We start from the raw sequence: 15,339 nt of genomic DNA, 5'->3' as shown, positions 1-15,339 counted from the left end.
GACCACCGGAAACCCCGTTTCTGCACGTCGTATAAAATGTTCTTTAAACACGCCGACCCGGTTTTGTCGGATATGGCCGTGCAATGGCAGCAACAGCAGCACGATATGCAGCAAGCTCAACAGAGCCGGGGGAATTACAACGCGTTTTCCGATTTTCTGGGTAAATAACAGTCTGGTTTCAACGAATTTTGTGAGCTATGATTAAACAAAAGGAGATCTCATTGCCAAATTTTAGAAGAGGCTATCATTTAATTACATCGCTGATTGAACGCGAGTTGCCTGATTTACCCGAAACTGGGCTGCTGCACATTCTGGTGAAACATACTTCGGCTGGTATCACGCTGAATGAAAATGCCGATCCCTCGGTGCGACACGATTTTGAATCGTTTATGAATGTGATGATCCCGGAAAATCATCCGGTTTACACGCATACCTACGAAGGCGATGACGATATGCCTGCCCACCTGAAATCGTCGGTCGTTGGCGCCGAGATGACCATTCCCATCACTCGTGGTCGCCTGAATTTGGGTACCTGGCAGGGCATCTATTTTTGCGAATTCCGTAACTATGGTGGTTCGCGCAGGTTGGTGCTGACGGTTTACAGTTAATACGAAAGGAAATCCCGTTTATTTCCGGAACTCACCCGGGCTAATACCGGTTTTATTTTTAAATATGCGGCTGAAATAATGTATGGACTGAAAGCCTAATTCAAAACTAATTTCTTTGATGCTTTTATCCGTTGAAAGCAACAGCTCCTTGGCGCGCATAATCTTCAATTCCAAATGGTATTGGTGTGGCGCCACGCCGGTGTAGCTTTTAAACATTTTGCGGAAATACGAGTAGCCAATATGATGTTCACGGGCGATCTCTTCCAGGTCGATGGCTTTGTCAACCCCGGCGCGCATCTTAAACCGGGCTTCCTCGATGATGGTGGCAATGCGTTTCCCTGTAAATTCTTTCTGCATTTCGAACGAAAGCAGGTAGCCCAGCAATTTAATCACCATGCCTGCAGCAATTTGCTGAAAACCGGGCTTTTCTTCCTTCACCAAATCGAAAATTTTCAAATAGGTGTCGAGAATTTCTTCGCGGATGCCAATGTTGATAACCGGTTGTTGCGGCGAGAATAACGGATGTGCCAAAAATTGAGCAGCAATTTGTCCGTTAAACCCGATGTATTGTTCCTTCCATCCGGTTTTGAGCAGTGGTTTGTACCGGTGCCATACATTGGGAGAGGTGACCAGGATGCTGCCCGGTTTTATTTGAAATCGTCCGTTTTCGTTTTCCAGTACCCCTTTCCCTTCAGTAATGTAATTCAGCTGATATTCGTTCAGATAACGGCCTTGCTCCCAATTGAAATGGTAACCGGTGGGGTGTTGCGGCGACGGGTAAACACTGGAGGGTGCTACCAGCGACGAGCCGGCCACGTTCAGAAAAATGCCCCATTCTTTATCGCGTTCGCCGGGGGTCAGGTATTTTAAAAAGTCTGTCATCCAAAATCAGGCTCAAAAAGTGCAAATAATCTGCCAAATTGTGTATTGATAAAAGCTCTTTTACAAGCTACTTTTGATTCGACTTAATGAAATAGAATCAGACCAAAAGTATTAAATAATCGTCGTAGAACCTGATCAATCAATTTAAACTATGCAAACTATTTTAGGAATTATCTTTCACTCCCTCGGTGGTGCTTCATCCGGAAGCTGGTACATGCCATATAACGTTGTAAAGAAATGGCGTTGGGAGGTCTATTGGATTGTTGGCGGACTTTTTTCATGGCTTATTATGCCATTTATCGCTGTGTTGTTAACGACTCCGGGATGGCAGGGCGTTTTATCAGCCGCTGATTCTTCCGTCGTACGTTTGACCTATATCCTAGGCGTTCTTTGGGGAATTGGAGGACTGACCTACGGCTTAGGTATTCGCTACCTGGGAATGTCGCTTGGTAATTCGGTCCTACTTGGAATTACCTCGTTGGTGGGGTCGTTAGGATTGCCAATTCTTCGCGATGTCGGTAATTTAGCTGAAGTTTTACCAGCAGGTGATTCGTTTACCGGTATGTTGGCAAGCTCCAGCGGCCGTGTGATCTTGTTCGGTATTCTTGTGCTGATGATTGGCATTGTCCTTTGCGGCAAGGCCGGTCTCATGAAAGACAATGATCTTGTGGGCCATAAAGATGGCGTTAATACCGAGTTTAAATTGACAAAAGGTTTAATTATCGCCGGGATCTCCGGTGTTTTAAGTGCCTTTTTCAGTTTTGGAATCGATGCCGGTAAGCAGATGGGAGAGGCCGTTCGTGAAATTGCTGTAACAAATAATTTTCCATTTGTTAGCGATGGTACCTACCTGTTTGAGAACAATATCATTTTCTTAGTTATTCTTTGGGGTGGGTTAACGACCAATTTGATTTGGTCGGTTGCGCTTATTGTTAAAAATAAAACCGGAGGCGACTTTGTTGACTCATCGACTCCATTGCTTAAAAACTATCTGCTTTGTGCATTAGCCGGGACAACTTGGTTTCTTCAATTTTTCTTTTACGGAATGGGTGAAACAAAAATTGGCAATGGTGCCAGTTCCTGGATTTTACACATGTCAACGATTATTCTTACGGCTAACTTCTGGGGATTTTATCGAAAAGAGTGGGCTGGCGTTTCCAGCAAGACTCGTTCTACCATTTTTCTTGGAATTGGTCTGATTTTATTATCTATAATTATCATGGGTATTGCTAAAAGCGATTTCTTAAATTAAAACACAAACAGTATGAATCGTTTAGCTTTTAAAATGTACCTGAATGAAGGTCAAAAAGCCGAATATAAAAAGCGGCACGATCAGATCTGGCCCGAACTGAAAAAGCTTTTGAAAGACGCTGGGGTCAGCGAGTATTCCATCTTTCTGGATGAAGAAACCAACACCTTGTTTGCCTTTCAGAAAGTGAGCGGTGAAGGTGGTTCGCAAGACCTCGGCAAAACAGCCATTGTTCAGAAATGGTGGGCCTACATGGCCGATATCATGAAAACCAATCCGGATAATTCTCCGGTCAGTATTGCGCTGGAGGAAGTGTTTTATATGGAGTAACGTTTCAAGTTACAAATTCCAGGTTTTAAAAATCAAAATCTAAAAATCAATAAAAATGAGCAAGACAGAACTAATCAAAAAAGCTTACGAAATTGCAAAAGAACAGTATGCTGCGCTGGGCGTTGATACGGATGCGGTTTTGAAAAAAATGAGTGAATTGGCTATCTCGTTACATTGCTGGCAAACCGACGATGTAGGTGGTTTTGAAACACCTGACGCGACTTTGTCGGGCGGTGGCATTCAGGCAACCGGAAACTATCCGGGCAAAGCAAAATCGATTGCCGATGTTCGTGCCGACCTTGAAAAAGTACTGGCACTTCTTCCAGGGAAACAACGCCTGAATTTGCATGCTATCTACGGTGATTTTCAGGGTGAATTGGTGGATCGTGACCAAATCCAAGTGAAACACTTCCAGAGCTGGATTGACTGGTGCAAATCGCAGGGTATTGGGATGGATTTCAATGCTTCCTGCTTCTCGCACCCGAAAGCAGCTGATGGGTTCACGCTGGCCAGCAAAAACGAGGAAAATCGCAAATTCTGGGTGGAACACGTTGCTCGTTGTCGTGCAATCGCCGCCGAAATGGGTAAACAATTAGGAACGCCTTGTGTGCACAATACCTGGATTCCGGATGGTTCAAAAGATGTGCCGGTTGATCGTAATGGCTACCGTAAAATCCTGATGAAATCATTGGATGAAGCAATGGCTGTTGATTACCCGAAAGAATACATGAAAGATGCTGTTGAAAGTAAAGTATTCGGTATTGGTGCTGAAGCGATGACTGTCGGTTCGCATGAGTTTTACATGGGATATGCCATGAAAAACAATAAAATGATTTGTTTGGACAATGGTCATTTCCATCCGACAGAAGTTGTTGGCGATAAAATTTCGTCGTGCCTGCTGTATGTCGATGAAGTGCTGTTGCACGTAACACGACCTATTCGCTGGGACTCTGACCATGTGGTTACCCTGAACGAAGAAATTCAGTTGATCGCCTCGGAAATTGTACGCAACGATTTTATGAGCCGCGTGAAAGTTGGGTTAGACTTCTTCGATGCTTCCATTAACCGGATTGGTGCTTATGTGGTTGGTACCCGTGCTGCACAAAAAGCATTCCTGATTGCCATGTTGGAACCAACAAAATCATTGATTGAGTTGGAAGAAGCAGGACAAAACTTTGAGCGTTTGGCTATGTTGGAAGAATTGAAAACCATGCCTTTCGCTGCTGTGTGGGATTATTACTGTCTGCAGGAAAATGTTCCTGTTGGTATAGATTATATTGCTGAAATTCAGCAATACGAAAAAGACGTTTTAAGCAAACGATAATTATAAACTAAAACGAAAGACAGTTCCTCAAAGACTGTCTTTCGTTTTTTTTCTACTGGTTATGAAAAAAGTAATTGCTGTTTTCGACATTGGGAAAACCAATAAAAAACTACTTCTTTTTGATGAAAACATGCAGGTGGTTTTTCAGCAGGAGCAGAAGTTTCCTGTCATTTCGGATGAAGATGGTTTTGAATGTGATGATATCGACCTGATTACCGCCTGGATTGAGCAGGAATTAAGCGCGTTGGTTGCCGGAAACAATTATGGACTGATAGCAGCGAACTTTTCAACGTATGGCGCGTCGCTGATGTTTTTGGATAAAGACGGAGAACGATTGACGCCGGTGTACAATTACCTGAAGCAGGTTCCGGAAGCAATTGCCGAAGATTTGTTTAGCAGGTATGGAGGTAAAGATGAATTTTGCCGCCGCACAGCCAGCCCGGCCCTGGGATTGCTGCTAAACTCGGGGATCCAGATCTTGTGGCTGAAACTGGAAAAAGCGGATGTATTTGATAAGGCCCGGTCCATTCTGCATTTTCCGCAGTATTTGTCGTATTCGTTGTGCGGAAAAGTCGTTTCGGAACCAACTTCCATTGGCTGCCACACGTTTATGTGGGATTACGATAACATGGCTTATCATCCTTGGATCAAAGATCAAAACATTGAATTACCACAGCCGGTGACCAATGATGTCGTTTTTGAAAGCGAAATCAGGGGTAAAAAAGTATTGGTGGGAACCGGCATCCACGATAGCTCGGCATCGCTGGTGCCGTACCTGAAAGGCAGCGATGAACCTTTTATCCTGTTGTCAACCGGAACCTGGTGTATTACGATGAACCCGTTCAACAGTGAGCCGTTGACTGCTGATCAGTTAGAGCAGGATTGTCTTTGCTTTCTAAGCCCTGACAAACAACAAGTAAAATCTTCCCGTTTGTTTATGGGGCATTTCCACGAAGTGTGGGCCGAAAAACTGGCCCGGCATTTCCAGGTGGAAACCGGCCGTTTTAAAACCGTTAGTTATGACGAAGGGCTCGTCAACTCATTGGCGCAGCAGCCTTCCGTTTTCTTTCCAAATGGAAAAGAAAGCTTTGAAGAAGGTTTGAAATCAGTGGATTTATCAGTCTTTACATCTTACGAGGAAGCTTATACGAAACTGGTCATGGAGCTGACCGAGCTTTGTATAAGATCCATTCAACTGGTCATCCCTCAAAAAGATGTAACGCAAAACCTGTATATTTCCGGTGGTTTTGCCCGGAATGAAATATTTATCCGCCTATTGGCCAAACACTTTTCGGATAAAAAAGTATATACATCAGAAATCGATAATGCCAGCGCGCTGGGTGCGGCGTTGGTAATTGCCGGAACCATTGGCCGTAAAAATCTTTCGCAATTGGATTTAGGGCTTAAACGTTGGAGCGAATAGGTCAGCGGGCTTCCATGTTAAAAAGGACACCTTATTAGTTTAGTACCAGATATGAGAAAGTTAGACCCTGCATTGATGCATCCGCGTGATCAGATCACGATGATCATCGACAAAATTTACCGGAGCGGCCTCACCACCACTTCCGGAGGAAATGTTTCTATTATTGATGAAAACGGCGACATTTGGGTGACTCCCTCCGCCATCGACAAAGGTTCGCTGCGCCCATCGGATATCATGTGCGTGAAAAAGGACGGTTCGATTGTGGGACGCCATAAACCATCGTCGGAGTACCCCTTTCACCGGGCGATTTATGAATGCCGGCCCGAGATCAAGGCGGTTATCCATGCGCATCCGCCTGCGCTGGTGTCGTTCAGTATCGTGCGGCAAATTCCGAACACCAATGTGATTCCGCAAGCCAAATACATCTGCGGCGATATTGGCTATGCGCCTTACGAATTGCCTGGAAGTGAGATTCTTGGTGATGTGATTGCCGAGGAATTTAAGAAAGGGTTCAATGCTGTGATCATGGAGAACCATGGAACGGTGGTTGGCGGAACCGACATGGTCGATGCTTTCCAACGCTTCGAAACCCTGGAATTTTGCTGCCGGACCATCATCTACGGAAATACCATCGGAACACCGAATTACCTGACCGATCAGCAAATCGATGAATTTGAAGACCAAATTCCACGTCTGCTTCCCGAAATGGAATCGGTGGAATATCCTTCGGATGAACGGGCTATTCGCGAAGAAATCAAGAAAATTGTACACCGGGCCTGTGCACAAGGACTGATGATCAGTTCGTATGGAACGGTTTCGGTTCGCTGGCGCGGAAACGATTTTCTGATTACGCCTCCCACCGTTTCTCGCTGGGACATGCAAAACGAAGATATCGTGCAAATTAAGGACGGAAAGCGCGAACCCGGGAAAATACCAAGCCGCTCTACCTGGCTGCACCAGGAAATCTATAAGCGCAATCCGCATGTGAACTCAATCATCCTAACACAAACGCCTTATTTGATGGCATACAGTGTTACCGGTGAGAAATTAGATGTACGCACAATCCCGGAAAGCTGGATCTTCTTACAAGATATTCCAAATATGCCTTTTGGTTCTCATTTCGCCGGTGAAGAAGCCATTCTGAATACCATTTCAAAAGATACTCCGGCAGTTTTGGTAAACAACGATTCAGTGATTGTTACCGGCGACAAATTGCTGGGGACTTTCGATAAATTGGAAGTAGCTGAATTTAGCGCGAAATCTCTTGTTATGGGGGCTTCTTTAGGTGCATTGGTGCCAATCAACGATGACCAGGTAGAAGATTTGCGCAAGAAATTTTTGAGCTAAACGGTTCCGTTACGCCGGATAACAGCAAATTATAACTCAATTTTAAGCTAAAAAGGCAAGTTGTTTTGAAACAGCTTGCCTTTTAAATTTTTTAGGAATTTTCCGGTTGAGAATCCTGTCCACCTTTTTGAACCGCTATTTTTCAAACGAACAGGCTATCCAGTTATTCCGTTCTTTAATAGAAAGCTTTCGCAAAAACAGCTCCGAAGCTTTGCCCATGATATCTTCCAAATCATCTTTATAAAAACCACTGACGATCAGAATGCCATCATCATTCAGAACAGAAACATATTTTTCCAGGTCCTGTAGGATTATATTCTTCTGAATATTAGCCAGGATCAAGTCGAATTTCTTATTCCCCAGCAAGGTTGCGTCACCAATAAAAGCGTCAAGATTTGTGATGTTATTCAGCCGGCAATTTTCGAGTGTGCCCTCAAAAGCCCAATGGTCGATGTCGATGGCAGTTACCTTTTTGCAGCCAAGCATCGATGCAAAGATTCCCAGTATCCCGGTGCCGCAACCCATATCCAGCACAAGTTGGTCGTGTAGGTTCAGTTCCATCAGGTGTTCGATCATGAGCGAAGTTGTTTCATGGTTTCCAGTGCCAAAAGCCATGTTAGGCTCAATGATGATTTCATAAGGCGCTTCCGGATAATCTTTATGGAACGGCGCCCGGATCAAACATTCATTCCCGATCAGCAGCGGTTGAAAATAGTTTTTCTCCCATTCTTCGTTCCAGTTTATGTCGGGCATTTCTTCTTCCGAAAAATGCACTTCAAAAGGCAATTCGTCCACAATCTGTTGAATATCTTCCGGGGTCACTTTCCCGACCGGGTAGAACGCATTTAATTCGGTTCCCGATTCATCAAAGCTTTCAAAGTTGAGTTGGGCCAGGAATGCCGTTGCTATTTCACGGTTCGTTTCGTTATCCGGATTTAGTTTAAATGAGGCTTTTATGTATTGCATCTTTTTTTGGTTACAATGAAAGGATTATACGAGGTTTCGTTCTTTTTTGAGTTGTTCGTAAGCTTCGTTTACTTTCTGGAACTTCTCGTGAGCGGCCTTTTGAAAGTCCTCGCCCAGGTAGCTTACTTTATCCGGGTGATATTTCATGGCCATTTTTCGGTAGGCTTTTTTGATTTCTTCATCCGTTGCAGATGGTTCAACTTCCAGTATTTTGTAGGCGGCATCTGTATTCGCAACAAACATGGATTTGATGGATTCAAAATCTTTGGCGGTAATATGCATGTTTTTTGCGATATGGTCGATCAGATTCAGCTCAACCGGATCGACTTTTCCATCGGCTTGTGCAATTCCAAACAGAAAGTGGAGCAATTGCAGGCGCGAAGAATAATCCATATTTTTTTGGATTTGGTGGCAGATATCGGCCACCGGAATGGTTTGGTTTAGCAAATCGCGCAACATTTTAATGGCCTCCTGCGCCGATGCGGCACCAAAGGAGCGCACAAAAAAGGCTTTCACATAATCCAACTCTGATTTCAGCACTTTGCCATCCGCCTTCATTACGGCGGCCACCAGTACCAATAAACTCATCACGTAGCCACCGGTGGTGGTGCGCGTTGCCTGTCCGGCTTCGGGTGCAGTAACTGGATTTCCATTTTCAAACATGGAGCCGACCACAAATCCAACAATTCCGCCAATCGGGCCAAAGAAGGCCCATCCCAGTCCGCCGGCAACCCATTTTCCAAATTTAGCCATGTGTCTTAAATTTAATGTCCAATTCAATTAATTGAGGAAGAATCAGTTCCTCGTTGTTGTTATTCAATATGTATGTCGCCAGTTTCATTTTTTCTTCATCGGGCCATTGTTTCGAAATCCGGTTCCGGATATCTTCTTCATTTGTATTTTCGCGTGCCATCACCCTTTTAATCCGTTCTTCCAGCGGGGCGGTCACCAAAATGGTTTGGTCCATCATCCGGTAAAAACCGCTTTCGAACAGGATGGCCGCTTCATGAACGATGTAGGGTGCTTTTTGTTTTTCGCACCATTCAAAAAAATATTTTCGCACCTCGGGGTGTATGATGGAATTGACTTTCTCCAGCAAAGGTGGCGAATTAAAAATCAAACCAGCCAGTTTTTTTCGGTCAATGGTCTGATTGGCCAGGTAAATGTCCTTGCCAAAAAGCATCTGCATGTTGCTGCGGATTACCGGCGATTGGTTCATAATTTTTTTTGCTTCCAGATCAGCCTCAAAAATTGGCGCCCCCAGCAGCCTGAAAAAGTGGCAAATTGTAGACTTTCCGCTGCCAATGCCTCCTGTTATTCCTATTTTGAGCATCATTTTACTGTTCAATCAAATATTCAACTTTTTCGGGCGAGAAGGAAACCGAAAACGAATAGGGTGGTTGCGATTCGAGCTTTAGATCCAGCAGCTCCACTTTATTCAGAATATCCTGAAACGAAACACTGATCAGAAAGTCGGTGGGTTTTATTTCGGAGAAACGGTTTAGGCTGATCAAAAAGTTCACTTTCACCTTATCGGGAAACAGGTTTACCTGTACACTGTCAGGTAAATTACGGACAGTTACGGGCACCATGAGTTGTTTCTCGGTATATTCTTCTACCGGAATATTCAGCGCCACGCGGTTGGGTTCATACACCATGTTTTTATTTGGCGCCAAGGCAACCTGCTGCTGAATGGTATGGTCGAGCGATTTAAAGTGCTGGTGTTTCGTTTGAATGAATTGCAGGGTGTCGAGTACCGTTTCCGGTCCCCAAACCATCGCCGAATCGGGCTGGGTAGTTATGATGCTGCTCAAAAGGTGTTGTTTTTTCAGTTCATAACTTAGGTTTGGCTGGATAGCAATTTTTTTGGCAACAATACGGTCGAACCTGAAATACAAGGTGTCCGGGTGTATTTCTGTTATTCTCAGTTCATTGCTTACCTGTTCGGATATCCGGTTGATGAATTGTTTGCTGGGGATGGCGTATTCGGCATGATCGCTTGTCTCCATCCGTTTTCCGGTAAATTCATTGACATCGAAAACCAGCGGTGAAAACGCCAGGCTTAATTTGTGTCGCAGTATGGTGAAACCGTACGAATTTACTTTCAGTGAAAACCGGTCGGGTGGGGTGTTGGACAATAACTTGTTTTTGGGAAGGTTGGTGTATTTCACCGGGAAGTACAGCTCAACGCTATACTCTTTGTTCAGGGCATTCAAAAACCAAAAAATAGTGGATATGGCAACGCAAATCAAATATATGATCAGTCTGCGGTCATTCTTCATCCGGAGCAACCTGAAGATAGCCTGAATACTATTTATCCATTTGTAATTCACGCAGCCAAAGATAAAAAAAAGGGCTGACTAATATGCCGGCCCTTTCTCATTTCTTATTTGATCGGTCTATTTTTGCTGGGGTACATCAGACATGTCCTTCACCACTGCACTTTTGTCAACGCGTAATTTTACATTGTCGTCAACCTGTAACAGGAGGTAGTTGTCTTTAATTTCTACTACTTTTCCGTAAATACCACCGGTTGTTACCACCTTGTCGCCTTTAGAAAGGCTTTCGCGGAATTTTTTCAGTTCTTTTTGTCTTTTTACCTGTGGGCGGATCATGAAAAAGTAGAAAACCACGATAATCAGGATCAGTGGTAAGAATGATGTCAGCGGATTTGCTTCGGCGCCTTGTTGCGGGGCCATTAATAAGTAATTCATTTTTTAGTCTATTTAATTTTTACTGTAGATATTTATCAATTCGTTTTGCACTGTTGCTGCAATAGCCAATTTTGTTTCGTCGGGTTCGGTGTTCGAATATAAGATTATTTCTTTGTACACCTTCCCAACTTCACCGGCCGCGTTAAAAATGACTTCCACATAACCCGTTTTTCCAGGCTGAATTGCTTCCCGGGGAAATTCCACCGTAATGCAGCCGCAATCGCTCTCTGCCTTTTCAATCATTAAATCACCGTCTCCGGTATTGGTGAACTGAAAACTGTAGGCTACGATTTCTCCGGCCTGCAGTGTCCCAAAATTATGGAATTCTTGCAGAAACGCAAATTTTGGCACCCCTTGATTTTCGGAGGAAGATTCCTGCTTTTTCTGTGTTGCATTCTGACAGGCAAAGGCCAGCAATAAAAGTAAAATCTGAATTATCGTTCTATTCATCCGGAGTTTCTTCACCAATGAGTCCGCGTCCGGCTTTAATAACGCGATTTTCTTTTTTTAGTGCTTTTAGCGATTTGTCGAGGATGCCATTGATGAAGTTGCGGCTTTTCTGTGTGCTGTAGTATTTCGAAAGCTCGATATACTCGTTCAGTGTAACTTTTGTAGGAATCGAGGGGAAGTAAAGAAACTCAGCCATCGCCAGTTCCAGAATCAGGTTGTCGATAACCGCAATCCGCTCCACATCCCAATTTACCGTGTGTTCTTCCACGATCTTTTTTAATTCGTCGTGGTTGAGAACGGTTTTACGGTAAAGGTTTTTGGCAAATTCACGGTCTTCTTCATCCTTGAAAAAGGGCAGCAGCGCCAGGTCTTCTCGCGAATATTCCTTGAACTTTTTCAGTGTTTTGATGATCATGCTAACCACAAAATCGATATCATCGTTCCAGTAAATGCTTTGTTCCTCAAGCAGGTGGAGTAAATCTTCGGATTGCAGGATGACTTCGCCGAAAAGTTGTTCGACCAATTTTTTGTCGTCCAGGTAGCTATGCTCTTTGGCCGACATATATTCGGCATAGAAATCGGTGTTGATCAGTGCCGTGTATAGCTTTTTGATCAACTCAGGCTCGTCTTCCCAGCTCAATTTTGATTGGGCCAATTGCTTGTTCAGTGCATTGTTTGTTTTAAGCTGATAAATTAGCAGGTTGTTTACAAACCGGGTGTTTGGCGTTAAATCTTCGGCTGTGGGAAAGTGTTTTTTCTTGCGTAGCTCGATCACCGAGTTGGCATGATTAGCAATTTCTACCGCTAGTTGGAATAAATAATGATAAAGGTCGTACGTTTTTTGAATACTGAAAAACAGTTCTTTTTCGGTATTGTTAATGGATTTGTCCGGCGACGTATAAAAGGCATATAATACCTGTAATACTTTAATTCGGATAATTCTTCTGCTAATCATTTTTATAGAACTTGTTATCTTTTTGAGGGTGGCAAAGTTAAGAAAATTCTCTCAGTGCTTTTCAACATGTTTAAGTTTTTTCCTGCTCAGCCTCATTTTTGTTCTCGTGCCAATCGGCAGTCCCGCCATCTTCGTTCGCAACAAGGGCATCTTCATCATCGGGTTCATCTTCCCACTCAAAACGTGAGCGTTGCGGACCTTGGTGACGATAAAAAACGCTGAGGAACAAACCACTGGCAGCTCCCCATAAATGGCTTTCCCAAGAGATCGTTGGTTCAATCGGAAAAATACCCCAGAACATGCCGCCGTACAAAAACACCACAATGATGGCAATGGTCAGCAAACGGACATCGTTTCGGAAAATACCGCTGAAAAACAGGAAAGCCCCCAGCCCATATACTAGTCCGCTTGCCCCGATATGCCATGCCTCGCGTCCGCCCAGCCAAACGCAAATGCCTGAAAGAAAATAAATAAGAAAGAAAATGCGATAAGCCAGTTTGCGATAGAAATAAAATAGGGCCAGCGACAGAACAAAGAATGGAACCGAGTTGGCAAAAAGATGTTTAAATCCGCTGTGAATGAAGGGCGAAAAGAGAATCCCTTTCAGCCCTTTCAGTTGATGCGGGAAAATGCCAAACTGGGTGAAATTGTAGCCTAGCGTTGATTCAACTAAAAGCACTAACCAAAAGCACAACAGGAAGAAGCCGGGGAAAACCATGCTGTGTTTGAAGATTTTCTTTTCGAGCCGGGCATCTGTCTCACTTTTGTTTGGGTAGTAGTTGAACAGGCGCATCGTCAGAGCAATCGTTTTAAAGCTTCCACAAATCCGTAAATATCGTCTTCAGTAGTATCAAATGAAGTCATCCAGCGGACTTCCGAAGTGGCTTCATCCCATACGTAAAAGAAGTACTGCTCCTGCAATTTGGAAATGATTTCTTTTGGGAGAATGGCGAAAACGCCGTTGGCCCCTGTTTTTTGGGTGAGTTTTATACCATTTATTTTTGCGATTTCAGTTTCCAGTAAGTTGGCCATTTTATTGGCATGTGACGCATTTTTCTTCCAAAGTTCGTTTTCGAAATAGGCCAGAAACTGAGCGCCTACAAAGCGCATTTTCGAAAAAAGCTGCATGCTTTGCTTACGGATGTATTTGGTGCTGCGTGCCTGTTCGGGGTCGAAAAAGACAACGGCTTCGCCCATCATCATGCCATTTTTTGTGCCGCCAAACGAAAGTACATCAATGCCGGCATCTTTGGTGAATGCTTTAAAAGGCAGGTCAAGCGCCACGGCAGCATTGGCAATCCGGGCGCCATCCATATGAACAGACAGCCCGTATTCATGTGCCAGCGTAGTAATCGCTCTAATTTCTTCCACCGAATAGACGGTACCCAACTCGGTTACCTGCGAAATGGAAATAATGCCGGGTTGAGCATGGTGCTCAAAATCAAAACCGTGCAGGTATTTTTTTATCTCGTCGGGGAAGATTTTGCCGTTAACGGTTTTTACCGGAAGCAGCTTGCATCCGGTCAGTTTCTCCGGCGCGCCGCATTCGTCTACCTGAATGTGGGCTGTTTCGGCACAAATGATGGAATTGAAACTGTGTGTCAGGCTGGATAGCGAAAGCACGTTCGCCCCGGTACCGTTAAATACAAAATAGACATCAATATCGTCTCCAAACTCCTTTTTGAATTGATTGACAGCTTGTTCGGTCACCGGATCGCCGCCGTACCCAACCATGTGCCCCTGGTTGACCGATGCCATCGCTTTTAATATCTCCGGGTGCACTCCGGCATTGTTGTCACTGGCAAAACCTCGTTTCATTATGAAAATTTTCAGATTGATTAAGTTGTTCTTATTTTTTTGAATGACCAAACTAATAAAAATTGCCGGCAAATGCGGTTTTATCGTCGATATTTCTATTGCATGAAATTTCTGGAAGGGCAGGGTTTTTATTGTAATGATTAGCTTTTTAACGGGTGACAAAGGAGGATGCTTAATCGGTGAAGCTTGGTTACCCTTTGGGTTTTATCCCAATCCCCGGAAGTTCATTCAAGGAAACTTTGCCATCCACAATCTTTATTCCGTCAAAAAGGTCATTGGTGATGAGCAGGTTGCCGTCCAGATCGGCCCAGTGGCACAAGGGTGAGAGTTGAGCGGCAGCCGAAATGGCACAGGATGTTTCTGTCATGCAGCCAATCATGATTTTCATATTCAATGCGTTGGCCGCACTAATCATGTTGCTGGCCTCGAGCATGCCGGTACATTTCATCAGTTTGATATTGATTCCGGAATAAACCTGATAAACAGACGCGATATCAGACAATCGTTGCACGGACTCATCGGCAATGGTTGGCAGCGGGCTGTGGGCAGTCAGCCAGGCCATTTCATCGGTCATGTGCTTGGGCATGGGCTGTTCAACAAACACCACTCCCTGTTCCTTCAGCCAGTAAATTTGTTCCAGCGCTTGCTGTTTATCTGTCCATCCCTGGTTGACGTCGACACATAGGGGAACGTTAGTGACCGATCTGATCGTGTGAATCATTTCGCGGTCGTTGCCTGCACCCAGTTTCACTTTTAATATGTTGAAGGATGAAGCATCTTTTACTTTCTCCGTAACAATCTCAGGTTGGTCAATCCCAATGGTGAAAGAAGAGTAGGGAGTATTGGCAGCATTCAGTCCCCAGATGCTATGCCACGGCTTGCCGATTAATTTGCCGGTCAGGTCATGCAAAGCAATATCAACAGCTGCTTTAGCGGCGGTGTTTCCGGCTTGCACCCGATCTGTGTAGCTTAAAATTTCTTCTATACGGAATGGATCGTGAAACTGGGAGAGGTTGAGTTGCGATAAAAATTGAGCGGCACTTTGTTGGTTTTCTCCCAGGTATGGCGGCATGGAAGCTTCGCCATAGCCGATAAAGCCGTCGTATTCAATTTCGGTAAGCATGATTGGTGTGCTTTGCCTTGAACTGTTGGCCAACGTGAAAGTGTGCTTCATCAACAGTTCATATGGGCGAAACCGCAATTTCAACCTGTTTTTTCGGTTATGAGCCCGGAAATTTCCAAGTGGTCTATAATGCTCAGCGGATGCAGTCAG

General features: G+C 44.4%; 17 protein-coding genes. 6 read left to right on the top strand and 11 right to left on the bottom strand.

Features of this window, described 5'->3' with window-relative positions:
• Positions 1-197: 197 nt before the first annotated feature.
• A complete protein-coding gene (locus N2K84_RS05975; protein WP_282590877.1) occupies positions 198-608 on the top strand; it encodes a secondary thiamine-phosphate synthase enzyme YjbQ in 411 nt (136 codons plus the stop codon).
• A gap of 18 nt (positions 609-626) precedes the next feature.
• On the opposite strand, the gene N2K84_RS05970 is transcribed toward N2K84_RS05975, so the two are convergent.
• A complete protein-coding gene (locus N2K84_RS05970) occupies positions 627-1,490 on the bottom strand; it encodes an AraC family transcriptional regulator (RefSeq protein ID WP_282590876.1) in 864 nt (287 codons plus the stop codon).
• Between the two features lie 151 nt (positions 1,491-1,641).
• Between N2K84_RS05970 and N2K84_RS05965 the strand changes: the two genes are divergently transcribed.
• The 5 genes from N2K84_RS05965 to N2K84_RS05945 all read left to right on the top strand — a co-directional run bounded on the left by N2K84_RS05965 (position 1,642) and on the right by N2K84_RS05945 (position 7,163).
• Positions 1,642-2,742 (top strand): L-rhamnose/proton symporter RhaT, encoded by a 1,101-nt coding sequence (locus N2K84_RS05965; protein WP_282590875.1) that lies wholly within the window; start codon positions 1,642-1,644, stop codon positions 2,740-2,742.
• A 12-nt stretch (positions 2,743-2,754) separates the two neighbouring features.
• Positions 2,755-3,069: an L-rhamnose mutarotase gene (gene rhaM / locus N2K84_RS05960; RefSeq protein ID WP_282590874.1), complete on the top strand. Its 315-nt coding sequence runs from the start codon at positions 2,755-2,757 to the stop codon at positions 3,067-3,069.
• A gap of 55 nt (positions 3,070-3,124) precedes the next feature.
• The gene (locus N2K84_RS05955) at positions 3,125-4,393 is read left to right on the top strand and encodes an L-rhamnose isomerase (RefSeq protein ID WP_282590873.1); all 1,269 of its coding nucleotides are present in this window, start codon (positions 3,125-3,127) and stop codon (positions 4,391-4,393) included.
• 61 nt (positions 4,394-4,454) lie between these two features.
• The gene (locus N2K84_RS05950) at positions 4,455-5,816 is read left to right on the top strand and encodes an FGGY-family carbohydrate kinase (protein ID WP_282590872.1); all 1,362 of its coding nucleotides are present in this window, start codon (positions 4,455-4,457) and stop codon (positions 5,814-5,816) included.
• A gap of 51 nt (positions 5,817-5,867) precedes the next feature.
• Positions 5,868-7,163: a class II aldolase/adducin family protein gene (locus tag N2K84_RS05945; protein WP_282590871.1), complete on the top strand. Its 1,296-nt coding sequence runs from the start codon at positions 5,868-5,870 to the stop codon at positions 7,161-7,163.
• Between the two features lie 135 nt (positions 7,164-7,298).
• On the opposite strand, the gene prmA is transcribed toward N2K84_RS05945, so the two are convergent.
• From prmA to N2K84_RS05895, 10 genes are all read right to left on the bottom strand, one after another.
• Positions 7,299-8,129, bottom strand: coding sequence for a 50S ribosomal protein L11 methyltransferase (gene prmA / locus N2K84_RS05940; RefSeq protein ID WP_282590870.1), 831 nt, complete (start codon positions 8,127-8,129; stop codon positions 7,299-7,301).
• Positions 8,130-8,153: 24 nt separating this feature from the next.
• On the bottom strand, positions 8,154-8,882 hold the full coding sequence (locus tag N2K84_RS05935) for a TerB family tellurite resistance protein (protein WP_282590869.1): 729 nt from the start codon (positions 8,880-8,882) through the stop codon (positions 8,154-8,156).
• Entirely contained in the window at positions 8,875-9,465 is a 591-nt protein-coding gene (gene coaE / locus N2K84_RS05930) for a dephospho-CoA kinase (protein WP_282590868.1), read from the bottom strand. Before coaE ends, N2K84_RS05935 begins: the two co-directional genes overlap by 8 nt.
• Before the next feature lies 1 nt (position 9,466).
• Positions 9,467-10,462, bottom strand: coding sequence for a YbbR-like domain-containing protein (locus N2K84_RS05925; protein WP_282590867.1), 996 nt, complete (start codon positions 10,460-10,462; stop codon positions 9,467-9,469).
• Between the two features lie 66 nt (positions 10,463-10,528).
• Positions 10,529-10,843: a preprotein translocase subunit YajC gene (gene yajC / locus N2K84_RS05920; protein ID WP_282590866.1), complete on the bottom strand. Its 315-nt coding sequence runs from the start codon at positions 10,841-10,843 to the stop codon at positions 10,529-10,531.
• A gap of 12 nt (positions 10,844-10,855) precedes the next feature.
• Positions 10,856-11,293 carry a DUF1573 domain-containing protein gene (locus N2K84_RS05915; RefSeq protein WP_282590865.1) on the bottom strand — a complete coding sequence of 146 codons (438 nt, stop codon included), beginning with the start codon at positions 11,291-11,293 and terminating at the stop codon, positions 10,856-10,858.
• The gene (gene nusB / locus N2K84_RS05910; protein WP_282590864.1) at positions 11,286-12,248 is read right to left on the bottom strand and encodes a transcription antitermination factor NusB; all 963 of its coding nucleotides are present in this window, start codon (positions 12,246-12,248) and stop codon (positions 11,286-11,288) included. The genes N2K84_RS05915 and nusB overlap by 8 nt, the downstream gene beginning before the upstream one ends.
• Before the next feature lie 70 nt (positions 12,249-12,318).
• Complete coding sequence (locus tag N2K84_RS05905; RefSeq protein ID WP_282590863.1) at positions 12,319-13,041, bottom strand: rhomboid family intramembrane serine protease; 723 nt, start codon at positions 13,039-13,041, stop codon at positions 12,319-12,321.
• Positions 13,042-13,043: 2 nt separating this feature from the next.
• Positions 13,044-14,066, bottom strand: coding sequence for a threonine aldolase family protein (locus N2K84_RS05900; RefSeq protein WP_282590862.1), 1,023 nt, complete (start codon positions 14,064-14,066; stop codon positions 13,044-13,046).
• 190 nt (positions 14,067-14,256) lie between these two features.
• Positions 14,257-15,240 (bottom strand): dipeptide epimerase, encoded by a 984-nt coding sequence (locus N2K84_RS05895; protein ID WP_282590861.1) that lies wholly within the window; start codon positions 15,238-15,240, stop codon positions 14,257-14,259.
• Positions 15,241-15,339: the final 99 nt, after the last annotated feature.

It is taken from the genome of Gaoshiqia sediminis, from assembly GCF_025907915.1.
Taxonomy (GTDB): domain Bacteria; phylum Bacteroidota; class Bacteroidia; order Bacteroidales; family Prolixibacteraceae; genus Gaoshiqia; species Gaoshiqia sediminis.
Note: the sequence above shows the minus strand (reverse complement) of the source record. Positions and strands in the feature narration are given on the sequence as shown.